This is a genomic window from Mucilaginibacter sp. GW822-FHT03E02, from assembly GCF_058801545.1.
Genome location: NZ_JBXANJ010000001.1, coordinates 23784 through 45933, shown reverse-complemented (window position 1 = coordinate 45933; position 22150 = coordinate 23784). Strand labels below are relative to the sequence as shown.

18 protein-coding genes are annotated in these 22150 nt (G+C 42.2%); 5 read left to right on the top strand and 13 right to left on the bottom strand.

All coding sequences use genetic code 11. The features are described 5' to 3' along the window. Positions 1-46: 46 nt before the first annotated feature. The 3 genes from AC1RM2_RS00185 to AC1RM2_RS00175 form a co-directional block, all read right to left on the bottom strand. Entirely contained in the window at positions 47-571 is a 525-nt protein-coding gene (locus AC1RM2_RS00185; RefSeq protein WP_492982199.1) for a hypothetical protein, read from the bottom strand. 200 nt (positions 572-771) lie between these two features. Next, the gene (locus AC1RM2_RS00180; protein ID WP_492982197.1) at positions 772-2367 is read right to left on the bottom strand and encodes a S8 family peptidase; all 1596 of its coding nucleotides are present in this window, start codon (positions 2365-2367) and stop codon (positions 772-774) included. Positions 2368-2587: 220 nt separating this feature from the next. Beyond that, on the bottom strand, positions 2588-4150 hold the full coding sequence (locus AC1RM2_RS00175) for a M20/M25/M40 family metallo-hydrolase (RefSeq protein ID WP_492982195.1): 1563 nt from the start codon (positions 4148-4150) through the stop codon (positions 2588-2590). A 110-nt stretch (positions 4151-4260) separates the two neighbouring features. Between AC1RM2_RS00175 and AC1RM2_RS00170 the strand changes: the two genes are divergently transcribed. Next, positions 4261-4677, top strand: a complete 417-nt coding sequence (locus AC1RM2_RS00170; protein ID WP_492982193.1) for a hypothetical protein — start codon at positions 4261-4263, stop codon at positions 4675-4677. 63 nt (positions 4678-4740) lie between these two features. Here the strand turns inward: AC1RM2_RS00170 and AC1RM2_RS00165 are convergent, their stop codons facing one another. The 10 genes from AC1RM2_RS00165 to AC1RM2_RS00120 form a co-directional block, all read right to left on the bottom strand. Beyond that, positions 4741-5124 (bottom strand): LiaF domain-containing protein, encoded by a 384-nt coding sequence (locus tag AC1RM2_RS00165; RefSeq protein ID WP_492982191.1) that lies wholly within the window; start codon positions 5122-5124, stop codon positions 4741-4743. 124 nt (positions 5125-5248) lie between these two features. Further along, the gene (locus AC1RM2_RS00160) at positions 5249-5581 is read right to left on the bottom strand and encodes a hypothetical protein (protein ID WP_492982189.1); all 333 of its coding nucleotides are present in this window, start codon (positions 5579-5581) and stop codon (positions 5249-5251) included. Positions 5582-5864: 283 nt separating this feature from the next. Beyond that, positions 5865-6647, bottom strand: a complete 783-nt coding sequence (locus AC1RM2_RS00155; RefSeq protein ID WP_492982187.1) for a transporter substrate-binding domain-containing protein — start codon at positions 6645-6647, stop codon at positions 5865-5867. 413 nt (positions 6648-7060) lie between these two features. Continuing rightward, positions 7061-10768, bottom strand: coding sequence for an ABC transporter permease (locus AC1RM2_RS00150; protein ID WP_492982185.1), 3708 nt, complete (start codon positions 10766-10768; stop codon positions 7061-7063). A gap of 379 nt (positions 10769-11147) precedes the next feature. Next, on the bottom strand, positions 11148-12149 hold the full coding sequence (locus tag AC1RM2_RS00145) for an NADP-dependent oxidoreductase (protein WP_492982183.1): 1002 nt from the start codon (positions 12147-12149) through the stop codon (positions 11148-11150). A gap of 21 nt (positions 12150-12170) precedes the next feature. Then, positions 12171-12938 carry an SDR family oxidoreductase gene (locus AC1RM2_RS00140; protein WP_492982181.1) on the bottom strand — a complete coding sequence of 256 codons (768 nt, stop codon included), beginning with the start codon at positions 12936-12938 and terminating at the stop codon, positions 12171-12173. A 23-nt stretch (positions 12939-12961) separates the two neighbouring features. Continuing rightward, positions 12962-13765 carry an SDR family NAD(P)-dependent oxidoreductase gene (locus AC1RM2_RS00135; RefSeq protein WP_492982179.1) on the bottom strand — a complete coding sequence of 268 codons (804 nt, stop codon included), beginning with the start codon at positions 13763-13765 and terminating at the stop codon, positions 12962-12964. A gap of 35 nt (positions 13766-13800) precedes the next feature. Beyond that, positions 13801-14895: an alkene reductase gene (locus tag AC1RM2_RS00130; protein ID WP_492982177.1), complete on the bottom strand. Its 1095-nt coding sequence runs from the start codon at positions 14893-14895 to the stop codon at positions 13801-13803. 213 nt (positions 14896-15108) lie between these two features. Further along, on the bottom strand, positions 15109-15699 hold the full coding sequence (locus AC1RM2_RS00125) for a TetR/AcrR family transcriptional regulator (RefSeq protein WP_492982175.1): 591 nt from the start codon (positions 15697-15699) through the stop codon (positions 15109-15111). Positions 15700-16246: 547 nt separating this feature from the next. Further along, positions 16247-16618 (bottom strand): hypothetical protein, encoded by a 372-nt coding sequence (locus tag AC1RM2_RS00120; protein WP_492982173.1) that lies wholly within the window; start codon positions 16616-16618, stop codon positions 16247-16249. Between the two features lie 294 nt (positions 16619-16912). Between AC1RM2_RS00120 and AC1RM2_RS00115 the strand changes: the two genes are divergently transcribed. The 4 genes from AC1RM2_RS00115 (at position 16913) to AC1RM2_RS00100 (ending at position 22001) form a co-directional block, all read left to right on the top strand. Next, positions 16913-17884: an NADP-dependent oxidoreductase gene (locus AC1RM2_RS00115; RefSeq protein ID WP_492988228.1), complete on the top strand. Its 972-nt coding sequence runs from the start codon at positions 16913-16915 to the stop codon at positions 17882-17884. Positions 17885-18063: 179 nt separating this feature from the next. Further along, complete coding sequence (locus AC1RM2_RS00110) at positions 18064-18879, top strand: helix-turn-helix domain-containing protein (protein ID WP_492982170.1); 816 nt, start codon at positions 18064-18066, stop codon at positions 18877-18879. Positions 18880-20118: 1239 nt separating this feature from the next. Continuing rightward, positions 20119-20709: an RNA polymerase sigma factor gene (locus AC1RM2_RS00105; RefSeq protein ID WP_492982168.1), complete on the top strand. Its 591-nt coding sequence runs from the start codon at positions 20119-20121 to the stop codon at positions 20707-20709. 80 nt (positions 20710-20789) lie between these two features. After that, the gene (locus tag AC1RM2_RS00100) at positions 20790-22001 is read left to right on the top strand and encodes a FecR family protein (protein ID WP_492982166.1); all 1212 of its coding nucleotides are present in this window, start codon (positions 20790-20792) and stop codon (positions 21999-22001) included. Positions 22002-22150: the final 149 nt, after the last annotated feature.

Below are 22150 nucleotides of genomic sequence, written 5' to 3'. Positions count from 1 at the left end.
TCTCAATTTCGTTAAGGCGGGCTTCTTGTTTTAGTAGCAGATATCATCAATCAAAATCATGATCAACCGGTGAAAGAATAACGCCATGGTGCGCGTTTACCACGCCGTTTGCATAGCCATTGTTATCAACAAACATTTTTTCGTTTTCAATAAAGAAGTGCACTTCGCCTACGTTGAAATTGCCCTTTATGTTAACTACACGGTCGGGTTCCTGGGCATGTATTTCGTTTAAGATGTGGCTTGACAGGCCGTGAAATTCGTGCTTATCCATTTGGTAAACATCAAGTACCGGCTCTTGGTGGCCCGTCTGGTATATTTTGATACGGAAATCGCTTAATTCTACGCGGACGTCTGGTCTGTCGGCAACGGCATTGTCAGTAATGTTCAATGCCTTACCATCCGTAGTGGCAATGTGGGCATCAATACGGAGCGGCTGATTTTCATTGCCTTTTTGCTCATTGTAATAAGTAATTATCCGCAAAAACTCCGTGCTGTTGCTACCATCATTTACGGTAAGCGTGCGTTGTTCGCTTAAAAAGATGGTGGTGCCAAAAATAAATGCATGTTTCATGGCTTCGATAATTTAGTTTATAAATCAATAAGTACTAAATGCCGGAATTGTTTTAATTTATGTATATGCAGATTGTTTTTTTTAAGCTTTTGATGTATGACAACTTATTACCACATGATTTTCAGCGATACATAAAACCACATCAAAAAAAAGCCACCCAATGAGTGTTGGATGGCTTTCAATATTTATTAAGGGACTAATTAATAGGTTGCCGCAAGCTTCAAAGCATTATATGCGTTAACCACACCGCCAGAAACACAAAGGTCTTCAAAGGCAACCTTCTTTTTCTTATCGCCATCTTTAATAATTATTTTGTGATCTATCTTAACTACCGATTTAAGGATGATCTCTTTTACCTGTGTCGCGCTTAGTTTAGGATAGTACGAGCGGATAAGCGCGGCCAAACCTGCCACCACCGGCGATGCCATGCTGGTGCCATCATGCTCGGCATAAGTTGAGTTTGGCGTAGTTGAATTAATTTTTACTCCCGGAGCAAATACATCAACGCTGGTTTTGCCGTAATTTGAAAACGACGCCTTAAGGGTTTCGTCATCCTTTAGGCCAGAGGCCCCAACTTCTATCCAGCCCTTCGCTTCTGTTTTGTCCTCATAAACGCGGGTAGGAAAATTGTTGTCAACTTCGGTATTTTTATTGTCATTACCTGCCGCGTGTACAATAAGTACATCTTTGCTCATGGCAAACCGAACTGCATCGTCAACTGCTTTTTTATCAAAGGAGTAGCCCTTGCCAAAACTCATATTAATAACTTTTGCGCCGTTTGACGCTGCATAGCGTATAGCGTTGGCCACATCTTTATCGCGTTCGTCGCCGTTTGGAACCGTACGGACTGACATGATCATCACATCGTTCGCCACGCCCATTACCCCTATGTTATTGGTACGCACCGCGCCTATAATACCAGCCACATGTGATCCATGGTCTGCATCGGGGCCGGCAACATCGGTGTTGCCATAAAAACGCTCGTTGCTATCAGTATAGTTATCGCCCACAATATTTCTTGGGTCAAAATCGATGTTTAAATGATAATCCAGCTGCTCTTTATAGTGTTTAAGCGGACTGTTAATCTCTTGTTCCCTAAAATCGGCAAGATCCTTATAGTCGCCAAGGGCCGAGACCAATATACGTTTTACATATGCTTCGCCGTCATTGTCGGGATTGTAGTTTTTAACATCATCCAACTTTGGATTAGGGTTGTTTAACTTGGGTAACATAGCATCCAGCAAACTGCTAAACCTGGTAATGATATCGTAAGTTTTTTGCGCCTTTTGAAGCCGTTTATCAAGGTCAGTTTTCATCAGACCGTAAGCTTTAAAGTCGGTTAGGTCTTTACCGGTCAGGGCGGTGGTATCCACATTGGCAAATTTTGTATTGTACAAACGCGCCAGGCGGGTAAGTTCAAGGTTGTCATAGTGTACATCGCCCTTTGACGAGCCTATAAAATCCCAGCCATGCAGGTCATCAATATAGCCGTTTTTGTCATCATCGGTATTGTTGCCGGCTACCTCGGCGGGGTTGGTCCATATTATCTGCTTAAGGTCCTCATGATTGATGTCAACGCCGCCATCTATTACAGCAACTAATACGGGTACGTGTTTTTTGCTTTTAAGTAGCTCGTTGTAAGTTTTTTCGGTACTGATGCCAAAAACGTTATCTGTTTTAAGGTCGAGATTTTGCCAGTTTGGTATTGGTTTAGTTGCATCCTGGGCTTTTAAACAAATAGGAAAAAAAAGGATAGCTGCAAATGCAAGCTTTTTAAATGCAGAAAAATTGCTCATTTATAAATTATCGGTTTAGATTAAATCTGTAATAAGTAGCTAAAATAGTTTATTAATTTAAATTAACACTCATAAATAAAATAAATGTTAATAACGAAAAAGCCCCCGCAAAGCAAAGGGCTTTTAAAATAGCGCAAACATTTTAATTGAACCTAAAGTCTTTATTTTGATCCAGAGGCTCGTCTAATTGTTTAGGAGGTTAACGTTTTTATCAGGCAAATTACTTATCCAATCCGCCTCTTCGCGTGGCCTTGGTTTGTGCAGGCCATTTAACGCCTTCGATTTTGGTATTGGTTGTTTTTACCGGATCTTCACTGGCCATATAAGCCATTATAGCGGCCAACATGGCGTTGTTCTTCAGGTCATCAAATACTACCTTGTCATAAGTATCCCTGTTGGTGTGCCAGGTATATGACCCGTACGACCAGTTGAGCGAGCTTAATGAAAAGCCAGGAGCGCCAACTGCTACAAACGAAGCAAAATCAGAGCCGCCACCGCCGGGCTGGCCTGGGAAGTTGGTTTTTATCCTGTTTTTTATCGTATCTGGTACGGCCGCAAGCCACCTGGTTAAGTAATCCTTTGATTCAACAAAACCCTGACCACCGATATTAACCACACGACCTGTGCCGTTATCCTGGTTAAACAAGGCCTGCAGGTTTTTTACTATTTCGGGATGGTCTTCAACAAATGCGCGTGAGCCATTCAAGCCTTCTTCCTCGCTGCCCCAATGGCCCACTAAAATGGTGCGTTTTGGATGCGGATAATGTTTTTTGAGCAGGCGCATAGCCTCCATCATGGTAAGGGTACCCGTGCCGTTGTCGGTAGCGCCTGTGCCGCCGTCCCATGAGTCAAAATGCGCGCTTAGCATTACATATTCATCAGGTTTTTCTGTACCCTTAATTTCGGCAATGGTGTTAAAGGTGGGTACTACACCCAGCTCCTTTGATTCGCAATGAATGCTGATTTTAGGGCTGGTGCCCGATTCGGTAAGACGGTAAAGCATGCCGTAATCTTCTAATGCAATATCAACAGTAGGAACTATTTTAGTAAAAGCGCCAAAAATTTTATCAACCCCAAAACCTGCCGACCAGTTATTGGTGATAATACCTGCCGCGCCGGCATTTTCAAGTGCAACAGGCAATGTTTTATTGGTAAACCCCGTTTTGCTGATGCGCTTTCTCCAGGCATCGGTTTGGGCGGTACGTGTGGCTTTCATCCTGTCAAACGAATCTTTGGTGGCAAATTCCGTCCAGTTATAATCGGGCCGTCCTGTTGGCTGGCACATGGATATCAGTACAAATTTGCCCTTTACATTGGGCAGCCATTGTTGAAACGCGACAGAATCGGCCAGGTCGGGCAGGATGATCAATTCGGCTGTTACCGTTTTTTTGCCCATGCCGGGGCTCCAGGCCAGTTGGGTGCCTTCTAATGATTTTACCCTCGGCGATATCATATCTATATGCGAAACACCGCGTTCCCAGCCGCGCCATTCGCCCCATTTTTCGTTGTGGGCCTGTATATCCCAGCTTTTGTATTTGGCTACAGCCCAATCATTGGCCTGTTTCATTTGCGGCGTACCAACTAAACGCGGGCCAATGCCATCAAAAAGCTGATGGGCCAGGTTTTCCAGTTGCGAGTTGCCGGTTTCTTCGGTCACGATGTTGTTGATAACAGGATTGGCAGATTGCGCGCTGGCAACACCGCTGTAAAGTAAAGCGCCCACAACAAATGGCCTTGCCTTGTGCCACATATGAAGGCCGAAATTTAGGTTAATGTGTTTCATGAACCTAATTTAGAGAAAAGGAGGGAGGTTTGACAGAAACAGCCTACAGGTAGAACAATTGTTACAATTATTCCGATTGTCATGGAGTTAGTTATTTACATTTGGTAACGATGAGCCAAAATAATTTTGTTTTCTTTTTATTGTTGTGCCTGCTGAGCTGTCATCAAGGTGAACAAAAAGTGAGTAAGTCTCAGCAAGATACTGTAGAAACAAGTCCTGTTGTAAATCAGCTTAGGCCAAACAACGAGCTTATCAGCATCGATTCGTTGATTTTGGCATACATTAAGCATTCTGACAACGCCTTAGTGGCTCAGTCCCGAACAGATCTATCAGTGCATGAAGAGGCTTTATTTGACCATGAAATAAAAACAGATTCGGCAAACTACCTGGTTTACAACATTGGCCATGAATTGAAAGACAACGATGGCCAAAGGTTTATTTGCGATAGCTGGATTTATGTAGATACCTTGAAAAGAAAGGTTTTTGAGTATACGCCGGGTGAGAAACTGATTGAGTGGGAGCATTAGCCAGGTACATGAAAGTCAACTGTCAAAGCCCTCTGTACTATTCAGTATATTTGATCTTAATCGTTAATCCTCCAGATCGTTCACAATTTCAACAGCAGCGAAAAAGGAGAGGCCTTTAAGCATTAAAACTTTATCAGATTTTTGTTTCCTGGTTATATAACTCCGGTTGTCTTCCAACTGAGAGGCAAAATGGGTTATATCGGCTTCAATTTGCCAGTTGGAGGGGATTACGATGGTTACCTGGCCAAATGCCTGCGATATGTCTACAAAGGCAGGCCCTGTAATATCGGCCTGGGTAAAATCCAGTTCGGTGCTGCCAAACACGTTCCTTACACTGCCTCCTTTAAAATCTTTTGAAAGTATAGTTCTTTTTATCTCGCCAAAAATGGTTGTGGTATCAAAGCTATCGTCGGCGTTTTGGGTCATGGTTCCTGATAAAATGTTCATATCCTTTGATTTAATTGTCGAACAAAAATAGGCAATGCAATAGCCGCCGAAACCCAAAGTTTGCAGGAGGGTAAAAGTTGTCGGTAAACGCAGGGAATATGTCGGTAAACGGCGCCGCGCCGTTTTAATTTAAATTGGCTACCCCTCTGAAAAATTGGATCGCTCCAAAAACTATCGCGCCCCAAAATATAAAGCCGATATGGGCCATTGTTAGTATCAGGCCACCGCCGCACCACAACGCGCCGTACAGCATATCTTTTTTTGCCTTTTCTTTTTTCTCATCAACAATTTGCTGTTCAAGCATATTAACAATGTATTCGGCATTTTCGGCATCCAAACCGCGGGCAAGCAGGGCGGCTTTTATTTCAAATGCGTTTTGGCCTATCATGAACATGTTGCGTGCATAATGGTACATTTCGTCAAAAGTTGCCTGGTTGATGGTTGTAGTTTCTTCCATTGTGATAAGTTATCAGGTTTTCAATATACCGGCACCATTGCCGACACGATAAATTTATTTATTGTAATTGGTTTTTACAATAGTGGAGTGGATGATTTTGGAAAAGGTGCGGTTAACAACTTTTTATAACTGGCGATCCCCTAAAGAAGCAATTTGAAAAACAAAACCGTTTCTAAATGCATTAGAAGCAATTTTGAAATTTGGCGACCTGTAACAATTCATAAGCCAGTATCAATCATGGTTGTTGCTAAATTTGATTTTATACCGCCTTTTCTTAATGGATCTATAATTTGGTGCCTTTACCTGCAACAACGCTGTCAATCTCGGTTTGAGTGATTCCGTATTTTGCCATTCGTGTACGGTGATCGGCCGAGCCCAGGTACTCGTGAAGTTGTGCATTCACAGCCTGTAAAAGACTATGGTTATTCTTACTAAATGAGAAGGCGCCGACAGGGGCTTTTCCATCTTTATTATTTGTGAAAGGGACTGCTTCCAGTTGTGGGTTGGCATTTGCAGTTGCGTGGTTTCCAACTGCTGTGGCTGCAAAGGCGTCAATCTTTCCAGCCAGCAATGCGGCGGTGGCATCGGGCTGGTTGTTAAAAAGCACGATTTGGCTATCGCTTACGCCCGCCGACTTTGCAGCATCGAACTGCACCTGGCCGGGAATAAGCCCAAGCAGCGCATCGTTATGCATCACCACTGATTCATAACATGTCAGGGCCTTCGGGTTGCCATGATACACAAGGAATCCATCGCCAAGCGACCATACCGGCACGCTGAAAGCTACATTCATTGCGCGTTCGGGCGTAACAAAAATTGGCACGTTCATATCCCAACGTCCAGCCTGAACACCTGGTAAAAGCTCCTCGAAAGTAGTGAGCTGATATTCAATGGACGTTATGCCAATTGCCCGCAACACCACTTCGGCCAGCTCGATGTCGGCACCCTTTACCAGATGGTTTTCGCCAGTCCAGTAAAAAGGTGGTTCTTCGATATATGCTATTCGAACTTTCTTGTCTTTATTCCACGACGTTAAAGGTGAATGTTCTGAAATTTCTGTTTCCATTTTGGTTGTCGTTATCTTGTATGCTTATTGCATTTATAAAGTTTATTTCTCACAATGACCGCGAACTACTGAACAGCATGCCATGTGAATTTACTTTGCAAAGTTATGAGTATAAGTAAGGCCATAACAGATGCAGATTCTGGAAATTTAAGCATGACAGATTGGGGAGAAATAGGTAGTAGCCTTTTAAGGTTTTCTATTCGCTTACCCAACGAGGGTCGAACACAAAAAATTACGTTATCGTACAGAAAAGCAATGTATAAAAATGAAAACCGCTCCTAAATAAATTAAAAGCGGTTTTGAAATTTGGTGCATCCCAAAAGTACCTATGGCAAGCCCGATAAATCGTTTAAAAAAAAGGCAGCGTCATAAATGGTTTCAAGTAATATGTTAAAGATACCGGCAATAAAAATTTATTCATTTCGCAAACTCTTCACCGGGTTGGCCATGCCAGCCTTAATGGTTCGGAAACTTAAGGTAAATAATCCTGTTAGCAGCATGCCTGCGCCGCTGATAACAAATACCCACCAGCTAATAGCTACGTGGTCGGCAAAGCTTTGCATCCATTTATTTACGGCGTACCATGCAATCGGCGTTACTATGATAAAAGCCAGTAAAATAAGCGATATCAGTTCGGTTGATAGCAGGGTTACTATTTGAGCCACGCTTGCGCCAAACACTTTGCGTATGCCAATTTCCTTTGTGCGTTGATTGGTGGTGTAAATGGCAAGTCCTAACAGGCCGAGGCAGCTAATCAATATCGAGAAACCTGTTGCCCAGGTGAGCAGTGTTGATGTGTGTTGTTCTTCGTCGTAAAATCGGGCTATCGTGTCATCATAAAAATGGCAGTCGAAATCATCGTCGGGGTAAACCTTCTTCCATGCCTTTCCCATATTTGCAATTGCGGTTTTCCACTCATTGCCGCCTGCGGTTTCAGGTTTCAAACTAACATGTAGTGTTATCATACCCCATTTGCCGCCGGCCGGGATTATTGCTGACGGATATATGGGCGAATGCAATGAACGCTGGTTGTAATCGGCGACCACTCCGATAATATTTACGGCTTTGCCCCGGGGAGCAAAGCCGCCGCCCAATTGCTTCCCCACAGCGTCGCGGGGGTTAATAAATCCCAATAGTTTAGCATAGGTATTGTTGATGATAACGCCTTTTAGGGTATCAGATTCCTGTATGTTTCTGCCTGCAAGTAATTTTAGCTGGTATACTTTAATAAAGTTTTCATCGCCGTGCTCAATCACCACTTCGCTTGTTTTTGTTTCTTTTTTTCCATCGTTGTAAATACCCATCGTTCTATTGTACGTGTCAGATGACGGCGGTTCATCACCTAAACTTACAAGAGCGACCTGAGGCATTAACCGAAAATCATTCATCAATATCTTGTTACTGCTAACCTTGCTGACATTCCATGGTGCCCTGATAACCAGGATGGCATCCTTTTTAAACCCAAGGTCTTTGTGTAAAACATAATAAATTTGCTTACTTACTAAAATGGTAGCCATTATGAAAAATTGCGCTACAACAAATTGTGAAACCGTAAGCGATTTACGGAGCCACGCGTTTCGTGTTTTATTGCTGTTATCCTGCACCTGGTTTTTCAGCACCGATACCGGCTTGTAGCCCGATAATACAATTGCGGGATAAAAACCCGACACGATGCTTATCACAATAGTTAAAATCAGCAGGAAGAGTACAACATCCGGCTGTAGCATATTCGCATGAATATTTGGGGATATAACGCCGGCAAACATTTTTAAAATAATTGGTGCAAGCAACACCGATATGCATACCGCAAAGAATGTTATAAGAAATGTTTCGCTTAAAAACTGAACTACTAATTGTAGCCGGCTGCTACCCAAAGTTTTGCGGATCCCAATTTCTTTTGCCCTTTGGCCGGCCTGGGCGGTTGTTAAATTCACATAATTGATGCATGCCAACAACAACAAAAAGATAGCGATAGCCAATAAGCCGTAAAGTGATGTTTTGCTGGCTGGCGATGCGAAGTCAAAAATATTATAGTCAGGATTGAAGTGAATATCGTCCAATGGCTGCAAGACCAGATCTGTGTTGTCGGCAAATCCCCTTACCCCTGTACCCGGCGGATTATTTTTGCTGAAAATAGTATTGATTTGTTTTACAACCCCGGTTGCCGGGGTGCCCGGTGCCAGCTTTACAAAAAGCTCCGATCCCGAAAAGATATTATTCCAGGTGTTTATATGCAACTCAGTAGCTAAAGGTTTATTAGTTATGGCGGTACTAAAGGAAATAAAGTCGTGAAAGGTAAAGTCGGTATTTTTAGTAGGTGTTTCAACTACGCCGCTAACGGTTGTCTTAAGGGTATCATAGGTAACTACTTTACCAATCATTTCATCGTACGATAACGACGGGAAGTAAAGCCTGGCTTGTTGGGATGTTAATACTACCTGGCTGGGCGCATCAAGCGCGTGTTGCGATGAGCCGGCAAGCCATACATAATTAAAAATTTTAAAATATTGCTGACCGGCGAGTGTTATCCTGTCCTGGTCTTTAAACCGTTTTTGTGCAATTTTATCTTTATCGATATAAACAAAATGGGGCGACAGTGTATATACCGGCGTAATTTCCGCTATTCCTGTGGCCTGGCTTTTAATCGCCTCGGTCAAAGGGGCAGGTACACCACTCGAATAGTTTTTATGCCCCTGAGATGATATGTTCATAACAACGCGGTAAATCCGGTCGCTGTTCTTGTGGAATTTATCAAACGTAAAATCGTAGCGTACAACAAGGTAAATGACCAGGAAAGCGCTTATACCAATGGATAAACCGATAATATTTATCAGTGTAAACAGCTTGTGCCTCCAAAATTCGCGGAATGCAATTTTAAAATAGTTTTTTATCATGATGTTGCGGTTCAATTTCTCATGAAACCACTTCGGCGTGATTTCCTGGTTCAAAATTACGGACGCAAACTGCAGATGATGTTCCAGGTTATAAGATGGGATTCCTTTTTTTTGCTCGCTTTTATATTCCGCCGGGCTTTTGCCTGTCAGTTGTTTAAAAATCCGGTGAAAGGTAGTTCTGGAATTAAAGCCGGCGTCGTAAGCAATGCCCAGCAGGGTGATATGATCATAAGCGGGATCCTGCATTTTCCGGATCACCTCCGCAACGCGGTATTCGCTGATGAAATCATTAAAGCTTTTTTTGAGCACCGTATTGATTATCCGGGATAACTCGTGCGGACTTAAATCAAGCTTTTCGGCCAGCGAACTTAAACTCAGTTCCGGATCCTGGTAATAAAGGTTGGCTTGTACAGCCCGCTTTAGCCATGTTCCCTTTTGCTTCATCACCGCAGGAAGCGGTGGTTTTAAAAATGAAGGGGATTGCGCCCGAACGCCTGGCTCCGCTCTTAAATGGGCTGCGGCCGCCATCCAAATGATTATCGCGACTAAAAGGAGATAAAGGGGACGATGAGTATCTACGCCCAATTGATGATGGTAATATAAATAATCTGCAGCGGCAAATGGTATCCATAACAGCCACAACAAACCAAAACCTACCAGCAAGTTATGCAGCCAGCGCAACTCGTACCGATACCGGTCGCCCCCGATAAATTTTAACCGCCGGTAAAAGCCTTCTATCTGCCTGTGTGCCAGGTAAAGGTAAATTGTGACCGAAACGAATGCCAGCAGTTGCAATATCGGGTTCAGTTGCCGAAAGGCAGGCGTTTGATAAGTAGCTGCAACTGTATTTATACTATCCCTAACTTCCAATGCCTGGGCACCCAATTCCAGCAGCAACGGACTAAAATGCAGCAAATCCTTAAACCGGAATTTATATTCAGGCCGGGTTATTTTAAGCACGTAAAAGAAAATAAGGGGGCCAAGAGCAAGCGAAAATTGCAGCGGTAGCCGGCTCCAATTAGTAATGTAAGTTGACAGGCCGATGTCGATGCACAATATCCGGGCTATCCACAAAACAATCGTAACCATTGCCAGGGCCAAAAGCCGGTTTGCAGCCCGGTTTATCCTTTTGGTGAACCATAAAAGCAGGATAAAAGTGAGCCCGATAAATATCGTAGCAAAGAAAGCCAGGTCGTAGGTATTAATATGGAAAGTATATGTATCCATTTGAGATATTAAAACTCAATCACTGTTACAAACTTATAACTTATTGAAATATAAAAAATTATATGGAATAAATAGGTGCACTGTGGCAAACCGCATATTGGGCCGTTCAGTTTTGGCTTGTGAGGATCGAACCCGAAAAGTGCTTCCTTTTAACTTAAACGCCGGTTTAAAAGTGAATCAAAATAAAAACCGCCTCTATTGTCATTGGAAGCGGTTTTTGAAATTTCATGACCCCAAAAGTACGCATGTCGAACTCTTTTATTGAGGATGTAAAGAAAATTATAGCATTAAGGGACAAAAAAAGTATTCTTCGATGTTTTTCTGTAGCCAGGAAGGGGGATTATTAAAACAGTTATTCAAGTTTTAGTAGGGGAGAGCTTTACTTTATTTTGACAACGACTTTTCCTTTGGCACGGCCGCTTTCAACATAGGTCATTGCTTGTTTGATCGATTCAAAAGGGAAAACTTTGTCTACAACAGGTATAATGTTGCCGGAATTGATAAGGGAGGTAATTTCCCTTAACTGAGATCCGCTGGCTTTCATAAACAAAAAGGAAAATGATACCTTAAGCCTTTTGGCTTTCTTCCTGGCTCCCGAACTCAGCAGGCGCATGATTAATTTCACGAACCAGGGGGCTCCGATTTCTTCGGCAAAATCCGGATCGGGCGGGCCGGAGATCGAGATGAGTTTTCCGCCGGGTTTTAATACACGTAGCGATTTTTCGAGTGTCTTTCCATCCTGGCTATTCAAGACCAGGTCGTAACCATGCAGGATTTTCTCGAAGTCATCCTTTTTGTAGTCAATGACAACATCTGCACCGAGGCTTTTTACTAACTCCATGTTGGCTGCACTTGTAGTTGTAGCCACAGTAGCCCCCAAATGTTTCGCCAGCTGAATGGCAAATGTGCCTACGCCGCCGGAACCTGCCTGGATGAATACTTTCTGCCCTTTCTTCAGGTTCCCTTTTTCAATCAGTGCCTGCCATGCGGTAAGGCCCACCAGAGGGATGGACGCGGCCTCTTCCATGCTCAGTTTTTTCGGCTTAAGCGCCACATCGGCTTCCTTAACAGCAATGAAATCTGCAAACGTTCCAATCCGATGATCTGCCGGTCGTGCATAAACCTCGTCTCCAACTTTAAATTGTTGCACACGGGCCCCAACTTTGGTTACAACACCAGCCACGTCATGGCCTAAAACAAACGGTGTTTTATACGGCAAAATGAGTTTGAACTCCCCACTTCTGATTTTGGAATCCAGGAGGTTGATAGCAGTGGCGTGTACTTCTATTAATACCTCATCCGCCTTCGGTTCAGGAACAGGTATTTGCCCGATGCGTCCGCCGTCCTTGCTTTTATATTTGTCTATAATGAAAGCTTTCATTTTTTTATGGTTATAATGGTTTTACGAGGCTATTACTTTGTAACTTTTCTTAGGATTAGCCAAATTAAAAGTCAGTTTCGGAAAAAGCCGGTTCAATATATACACTGTTTTGGTATCGCCTATACGGATAGTAAGCTGATCCTTTTGAAGGCCTGCAATAAAGCCTTTCACCATATCTGCCGTGGTCATTTTTTTGCCGTTCATATCAGTCGTCATTTCTGTGGCAACAAGCGGAGGTAAAAGTTCAAAAACCTTTACGCTGCTGTTCAAAATTTGCAGGTGCTTTCTAAGCGCTTTGGTGTAAAACTGCAAAGCTACTTTGGATGCGGCGTAGGTGGCTTCCAGCAATGACGGAACATAACTGAGTAATGAAGTGGTGTTGATGATCGCGCCTTCCGCCCTTGATTTCAGCATATCGATAAACAAATTGTTAAGCCGAATCACTGCCAGGTAGTTGATGTTTATTTCGTACGCCGCATCTTCAAAATGCTGTTCGTTTGCTGTTCCGAGGTTGATCGGGTCAGTTAACACTCCTGCGTTATTATATAAAATATCTATACCGCCCAGTTGCTGTACCTGGTTGAAAAGCTTTTGCGCATCACCGGCATCTGATACATCACTTTTAATGGCCGTAATTGCCGGATACAGCTTCCTGGCTTCATCTAATTTTTCCTGGTTTCTGCCGGTGATGATCACGCTGGCTCCATTGGCTAAAAATTGTTTTGCTGCTTCCAGCCCGATACCTGATGCACCACCTGTGATCAATACCTTTTTTCCTTTTAATTCCATGATTTTAATTTTTGATGTTAATTCTATTTTGAAGCGTTAATCGATTTCAGAATGGATTTCTCGAAAAACTTATAGGCGAAATGTTGAAGCAGGAGTACAATTGATGATCCTTTTCCGACGGGGTAACCAAACGTTGGATTTTTTTCTTTTACTGCCTGCAGTAAAGTAGCGATAACCGGTGCAGGATCGGGTGCATTATCAAATGCCGTTTTGGTATACGCGGTGACCTTTTGCCGGAACTGATCATAGTCTGCGATCGTTCCTTTCGCTACAGTTGCACTTTCGCCGATATTGGTTTTGAAACTGATCGGCTCAACCATAACCACCTTGATGTTAAACTGGTTCAATTCAAACCGGAGCGCCTTAAAATAGCCTTCGAGTGCATGTTTGGAAGCCGCATAATAGGAAACATTTGGAAGACTCACTAAACCCAGGAGGGAACCAATCGTAATTATTTTTCCATGTTTTTGCCTCCTGAAGTAGGGCAGCAACTCGTTAGTTATTTTGATCGTTCCCCAAAAGTTGGTCTCAAACTGCTGCTTGCCTAACTCAATAGTGGTTTCTTCGGCAAGTCCGTTTACTAAGTAACCTGCGTTGTTGATCAGCACATCTAAAGTTTTGATCTCGCTGAACAGCTGCTTGCCAAAAGATGCTATGGAATGGTCATCATTCAGATCCAATGACAGTAGCTTAAATGGTAATCTTGCCTGGTGTTTTTCCGGATTCCGGCTTGTGCCGATTACCTGGTAACCATTTTCGTGTAGCTTGTTGGCGACAAGCAGCCCGATGCCCGATGAGGCACCTGTGACTAAAACCGTTTGTTTCATTTTCGTTGTTTTAATATTGTTTTCATTGAATGCTATCATTGAGCCAGCGCAGGATAATCCGTATAACCTTTTTCCCCCGGCGTATAGAAGGTGGACGGATCGGGCTGATTGAGCGGCGCGTCTGCTTTAAAACGCTCAACAAGATCCGGGTTGGCAATAAAGGGAACCCCGAATGATACCAGGTCAGCATTACCATCATTCAATACCTGGCTTGCTGTGGCCTTATTAAATCCGCGGTTAATAATTATCGTGCCGTCATAAAGCGGGCGGTAACGTTTGGCAACTTCCTCAATAGCCCAGAGATTGCCTGATACATCGGTAAAAGGCTCGGTCAGGTGCAGATAAGCCAGGTCATATTCATTCAATTTGGCAACGATGTAATCGTGCACAGCCATGGTTTCCTCGTCGAGCATCATACCCTGGATACCGTGAAGAGAAGGGTTTAATCTTACGCCTACTTTCCTGATGTCGATTACCGTATACAGTTCATCCAGGATGTCGAATAATATGCGTGCACGGTTCTTGATAGAGCCGCCGTACTGATCCCGGCGTTTATTGGAATAAAGATTAAAAAACTGGTGCAGCAGGTAACCATTGGCTGCATGCAGTTCAACACCGTCGAAACCCGCTTCCACCGCGTTTGCTGCAGCCTGTTTAAAATCATTAATGGTCTTTTTGATTTGCCCCGGTGTCATCTCCCTGGCATCTACGGTGTCTTTAAAACCTTCAGGCGTGAATGCCTGGGCCAGTGGATTTAATGCTGATGGTGCCAGCGGAAGTTCGCCGTCAAGCAGGTCGGGGTGCGATAATCGTCCCACATGCCATAATTGGGCGAAAATCTTCCCACCCTGCTGATGCACCGCATCTGTAACCAGTTTCCAGCCTTCAACCTGTTGTTCTGTATAGATTCCGGGTACATTAAGGTACCCTACAGCGTCACGGCTGACATAAGTTCCTTCAGTGATGATCAGACCGGCCGAAGCGCGCTGCTGATAATAGAGTGCCGTCAGTTCTGTAGCCACATTGCCCGGATTAGCTGAACGGCTGCGGGTCATCGGTGCCATTACCATGCGGTTGCTCAGTGAAAGGCCATTTAAATTATATGGCTCGAAAATTATTTGGTCATTCATTGTTTTAATTTTAAATAGTACCAGGAACAGGTTTGCAACCCTGGTACATCGTTGTTTAATTATTATTTTATACTTTTTAGTATATTTTATTCGTTTTTGTTGTTTGTATCCTTTACTAAATGATGTCTGCGGGGCAGGGTTGAATACCCAATTGCGAAGACAACTCCTGTGTTTATAAAAAATACTTTTTAGTATATTTTATATCAAAAAAAATCATATCGCATAGCTCTCCAATTCTGCCTTCAGGCTCCTGAGCAAACCGGCCATCGGTTTTGCCGTATTCATCGCCCTGCACATCACAACTGCACCTTCAACCGCAGACACCGCTTTGAACGCATAGACAGCAGGATCAAGTTTATCAGAAAATTCACCTCCGGCAATGCCTTGATTTAAAATACTAACAAACAATTCCTGGCCATGACGAATAACACCGGCTATCTTTTCTTTAATGGCCGGAAAGTTATCATCAGATTCCACCGCAATGTTAAATACCGGACATCCGCCTTTAAGGTAAGTATTCAAAGGATCTTTATAAAAATCGAGAAAGGCAAATACTTTAGCCTTCGCTGTTTTACCCTTGCTGATGGTCAGCAACATTTTTTCGCCGTTAGTATTCAACATGTGGTCAACAACCTGCAGAGCCAGGTCGTCCTTGCCTTCAAAATGGCCGTAAAGACATCCTTTAGTCAGTTTCGTGGCAGCAAGCACGTCGTCTATATTAGCGCCGGATATCCCTTTCTGATTAAAGATAGGGGCTGCTGTTTCCAGGATGAATTGCTTTGTTCTTTCGGCTTTAGTAAGCATTGTATTTAAATTAACAGTGTAAAAATATACTAAAAAGTTTATTTTTAAATAAAGATCTACACTTTCAATTGTTTATGACCCCAAGATGATAATTTACTATAACACTAATTTAACAATTTATCTAAAGGCGTCTTCAACGATACCGAATACCTCAAAAATGAATGATTCTAATATTTTTAATTGAAAATCAGTAAAATACATCAATTTGACATTGTAATTATACCAATTTTATGAGTGTGTCTTACAGAGTCACCTAACGAGGATCGAACTCAAAAAGTGCTTCTATCGTGCAGAAAGGCAGTAGCTGAAAATATCTTAAAAAATAAAAACCGCCTCTATGATCATTAGAAGCGGTTTTTGAATTTCGTGGTCTTCCGACCGCAATTTTCGAACTCTTTTATGGAAGATTTGAAGAAAATGGCATCCATAAATATTCAACTATAGTTTAGATTAATGGTGAAATAATTTTGTTCTGGCTGTATAAGGGGAGGAGTTCTAATTTTAATAATATCAGTAGTTATATTTAGAAGGCAGGGTAAACTGGATGCTATTTGTTCTTAAAGACTTGGTGATACAAATTAACCTCAGCCCTGTTGGCCATTCCTTTCATTAGTGCCAGGATTTCCGGAGAATAATTGCCCAGTAAGTCTAATCTCTTTATTTTCCAATCCACCTTGTATTTATTCATTACCGGTGCAAAAGCCTGTGTGTGTTTAATTAATTCATTCTCGTTGGCATAAGATTCCAAAAAAAGGACAGAAAAAGTCTCCGGGTCATAATGACATTCATGGATCAAGACTCCGGCTCCTTCACGAGGCACAAAGACCTTTGCTTCCGCCATAAATTGTTCCAGTTTTTCCCAGTCATTGGGATTAACAATGGCGGACATGGTAAGCCGCAAAGTTGATTGTTCTAACATGTTAAGTTTACTTTAATTTTTATCCGCTAACTCAGCAGCGTAGCTGACTAAACAAGTCGAAAGGCATTTATAGCTATTCTTACTTATTTCATAATGTAAAGGTAGCATGGCTTCTAAAAAGAAGTTTTGTTAGGGCTGTCAAATATGCTTTGTTAAAAATGCCATTTTAAATAGAGCATAATGTACATGACAATTACAGCAAAGTTAAATTGACAAGCTCAACAAAACAGGGGACTTAAAATGAAAGTAATTTTGGTGAAAATTATTTAAATGAAAGCTATAATATTGAAAGAGGTGGGCGGGCCGGAAAACCTGGTTCTCGCAGAAGTTCCTGTACCATCAATTAAAGATAATGAAGTGTTGATCCGTGTAAAAGCGATCAGTATAAATCCTGTAGATGCATATGTTCGCAGAAACCAGGCAGCATTGGATATGATCTATGCCCGAACAGGCGATGAAGAAAATATCATCCTGGGATGGGACGTTGCCGGTGTTATAACTGAAGCAGGGGAAGGCGCGACAAAATTTAAAATCGGTGACGAAGTTTTTGGTAACTTCAAGTTCATAGGCCAGGCCAATGCCTATGCAGAATTCGTTGCGGCCCCCGAAGGTGATATGCTGTTGAAGCCATCCAACGTAAGTTTTGAGGAAGCCGCCGGGGCAACAATGGCTGCTTTAACCGCATGGGCATCCCTGGTGAATTTTGCGCAAATAAAAAGTGGGGATAAGGTAATCGTTTATGGGGCATCCGGCGGCGTAGGGCATTATGCCGTACAACTGGCCAAGCATTTCGGTGCCTATGTTATTGGTGTTGCCTCGGGTGACAACAGAGCTTTTGTTTTAGGCCTTGGAGCAGATGAGTTTATCGACTACAAAACGCAGGCCGTTGAAGATGTGATCAACGATGCCGATATCGTACATGATGCCGTGTGGATAGAATCAGAAATGGGTAGTATAGCAGAGAACACGCACCTGGGCCGTTCAATTAAAACGCTCAAAAACGGCGGTAAACTATCCAGCATCGTCATATATCCGGATCAGGAATTTATAGACAAGGCAAAAGAAGAAAGAAATGTAATCGTCAAAAGAGTAAACGTAACACCTAATGCGAATTATCTGGAAGATCTTGGAAATATCGCCCGCTTACTGTCTTCAGGTGAAATTAAAACCCATGTGTCGAAAGTGTTGCCTTTGGCGGAGATGGCCAAAGCTCATGATATGATCCAAAGCAAAAATACGGTTGGAAAAATAATTCTCGTGCCATAATTACCATTTTCACGACACGATAAAGCCAGCTGATCTGTATACTTAACACTATAATTCCGTACAGAATCAGCTGGCTTTAAAGGCTACATAATATGGCTGCCCCTGGCAATATCAACACCTAAATAAAATGTATTTTTGTATTCGCAATATGTGTATCGTACACAATCTTTATAACCATCATGGCCAAACAAAATTTCAATAGATTTACGGATCTTGTGTGGACTGTTACAGAAGAGGGGATTTATAAGGATGACCTTAGTCTTGACTTTCATTCGTTTGTCAGGATCATTTCCGGTGAAATGAAAGTAATTCAGGCAGACAGATCTTATACTTTTGGATCGGGCAGTATGCTGCTCTTTCCGAGAAATCAATTGTCGAATGTTATTAAGCAACCTAAAGATGGCAGGCCTTATAAGGCGCTTGTTTTTGGGTTAACCATTGAGCGCTTAAAGGCATATTACACCAGGCAAAAGGCGCTTCTAAACTCAGCTCCGGACTATACAGTGAGAGTATTGAGTGATCAGCCATTGCTGGAAAGCTTTTTTGCTTCTGTGACTCCTTATTTTGATCTTCAGCACAAATTACCGGAAAGTATTGCGGTGCTGAAATTAGAAGAGGCCGTGTCTATTCTGCGTTTTATTGAACCTGGAATAGACAGCGTGCTGGCTGACTTTTCAGAACCCGGAAAGATCAATCTGGTCGATTTCATGGAAAAGCACTATAAATTCAATATGCCACTTGAAAAATTCGCCTATCTTACCGGGCGCAGTCTTTCCACCTTCATCAGGGATTTTAAAAAAGCCTTCAAAATAACTCCGCAGCGTTGGTTGATTCGAAAGCGGCTGGAATTAGCTCACCTTCAGCTTGCCAGCCAGGAAAAGAAAGCTGTGGATGTTTACCTGGAGACTGGATTTGAAAACCTTTCTCATTTCTCTTTTGCTTTTAAAAAACAATTCGGCTATTCACCGACAGAAATTATGGGAAAGCTTAGATAAAAAGTGAAACAAAAATAAGCTTGGAATTACATCTACACAATATGTTCAAAATTTGAATATATTGATTATTAAAGTGACATATCGTTTTGGTGAGTAAGAAATTTCTAAAACTTACTCACCGAATTACGCCGTTGAAAGACATCCCCAAAGCGGATTAACTTATATTTATTAATTTCGAGGATGAATATAGCTCTATGATCTATCTGGCGATTGATACAGATGTATGGTTGCATCTGGCAACCGTTGGTTACGACAAGGAACATAATCCTTTCGATGAACTATGTTATTGACTGGAGGCGGGCGAATTAGGACGAAACTGGATTAAAATAGAAAACTCTGTCGAGGTATCCGGTTACAATCATAACATACTGGGCGGTTTCTCAGAATAAGATCGTGTGCTGTGGGTGACGACACAATTACATTCCAAAATTTTCTATCATCCATTAAATTAATTAATGAAGATTTAATTATGCAACCAAGCTAGTAGCATAGCAGAAGTGCATGAAGTTACAGGACCTCAACAAATGGGCTATATAAGGTAGGCTTACTAATTCGGATGCTCATCTCTGAAAATATTCGGTGGTATGCCAACCTCTTTTTTAAATAACCTGGAAAAGTAGTGTTTTAAGCGAATCAAACAATTACGATTTATACAAATCCCCGTATAACTGATGGCGCCCTTGTCGGCTATGGTCTGATTGTAGCGGGGCAGAATTGTTTCCGGGATGAAGATTACTTTCGCTTAGCTGAAATTTGCTGGAAAACCAGGTTTTGACAGGATCAACAAATGTCGCTGTCTGGGCGCTTAAGAGATTTTATCAAAACTCTTTTACAATATCCTATGCGTTAATAATTGCTTATTACGGACCCGTCAAAATTTATTCTACGCGTTTGGGACCATTCTAGTGGAATCACAGTTTTGGGCGCATTTTTTTCACAAATTAGTCTGCAAGCATAAATTTTATCTTAACTTATTGCTAAGTTTACGCTAATGTCATAAATGTGTGATGGATTGCCGCTACAAGTGCTTTTAAAGGTGTCAATTTACGATATTGATCGAAATTCAAGATAAATTGCACCCCGAAAAGACGTTCGTTGTCTTTAAAGTGCTTCAATGTCGTAGATGTTAAGTTATTATTTCGTGTTTTTGAAAATTAACAGGCGGAATTATATCTGTAAACACATTGAAATGGCCCTATGTGTGGTTGAAAAATGACAAGGATTATTACGCCCCTTTAAATGTTTGTACGGTCGCTAAATAATGAGAGCCAACTACTTCGCAAAATCGCGGAAGGTGATCAGCACGCCTTCAAAATAATTTATGATTACCATCGGCGGGCGGTTTATGCAAGAGCGATTTTTCTACTTAAATCGGAGGTGTTAGCTGAAGAAGTACTTCAGGAAGTAATGCTGAAACTTTGGCAGAGTGCAGGGAAACTTACAGATGAAACTAATCTGGGCGCTTATTTAACCACATTAACACGTAACCGAAGCTTTCAAGTATTGAGGCGAAGAGTCCTGGAAGCTAAGACAGAAATTGAACTGCGAAAAGATTGGACAGAAAGCCACAACGAAACAGAGGAAGGAATCTTGCTGGCGGATACTCAAAAAATACTCGCCGACGGCATTGCGCTGTTACCCCCGCAACAAAAAATGGTTTATGAACTTTGCCGTGTTGATGGGCTTAAATATGAACAGGCGGCTCAGAGTATGAATTTAAGTGTTGAAACGGTTAAAAGTTATATGAAGCTGGCGCTTCGTTCGCTTAGATCTCACATGAAATCGCATACCGATCTTGCCGCGATTCTAATTATTCTAAAAATCATTTAATTTTTTCTTCGTCAATACCCCCTTATCGACTTTTCATGGATTAATATAGGAAAGGGACAATTATTCCCTGTATATTAATCATGCCGAATATAGAAGACAACAGGCTCCTTTTATTATATCAGAAATTTCAGTCTAAAACGGCATCCGTTGAAGAGTTAACGGAATTCAACAACTTCTTAGCCAGTGAGGGTGCCGAGCAGCACCTATTTGAACTCATTGAAAAAGAATATCGGTCATCCGAAATTAAGCAACCCGAGCTCTCCGAATTTCGTGCCGGGCAAATATTTCACCAGATAACGAGCCAGCCGCAGACCCATCGTAAGATTAGGAAATTATGGCCCCGCATTGCCGGAGTGGCTGCAATTGCAGGGTTGTTGGCTATTGCAATTTTATTCAAAGACCAAATCTTATCCATAGGCGACCAATCACAAGTTGTTTCGTCAAATCAGGATATTGCCCCAGGTAAGAGCGCTGCCACGTTAACGCTGGCTAATGGAAAGAAAATTCTGCTCTCTGCTATGACCTCCGGCGAACTGGCCAACGAATCTGGAGTGACAATATCTAAAACCTCGGATGGAAAGATCGTTTATGAAGTTAAAGAAAATAATACAGCCGGGCCGGGACAACATAATTTGCTATCCACTGCAATGGGAGAAACCTACCAGGTGAAGTTACCCGATGGTTCCAGAGTGTGGTTAAATGCAGCTTCATCCCTAAAATACCCTGTTTCCTTTTCATCTTTAAAAGATAGGCGGGTTGAACTTCACGGCGAAGCATACTTTGAGGTAGCAAAGGATAAGCTACATCCATTTTTAGTGGAGACAGACGGACAGGAAGTAACCGTTTTAGGGACACACTTTAACGTTAAAGCTTACACGCAAGACAAAAATATTGTTACAACACTTGCCGAGGGCAGTGTGAGAGTTGGCTATCAGGCCTCCGCCTGGAGTGATCACGGAAAAATTGTTTATAAGGATGAAGTCATTCTAAGTCCCGGGCAACAGTCGCTTTTGAAGGGGGAAACGATAAGCGTTTCAAAAGCAGACATGGAAGAGTCGCTTGCCTGGAAAGACGGCAACTTTGTTTTTAATGACGCGAAGATTGAAAAAATAATGCAGGACATCGCCCGCTGGTATAACATTGAAGTGTTTTACGAAGGACCATCTCCAACGGGTGCATTTTCCGGCAATATTTCCCGATCTAAAAATATAAGCCAAATACTGAAAGCTTTAGAATCAACAAAATTAGTTCACTTTAAAATCGAAGGGAGGAAAGTATACGTCAGTAAATAATTACCTATCAAAAAAACCAGACTCCGGAAACCGGAACCTGGTTTAAGTTTCGTTTAGCTCTAAATTAATTAAAAACTATTTGCAGCGAACCTTTGCCCTGGAAAGTTGAGGTCTGCCGCATTAAACTAAACTCAGATAAATGTATAGAA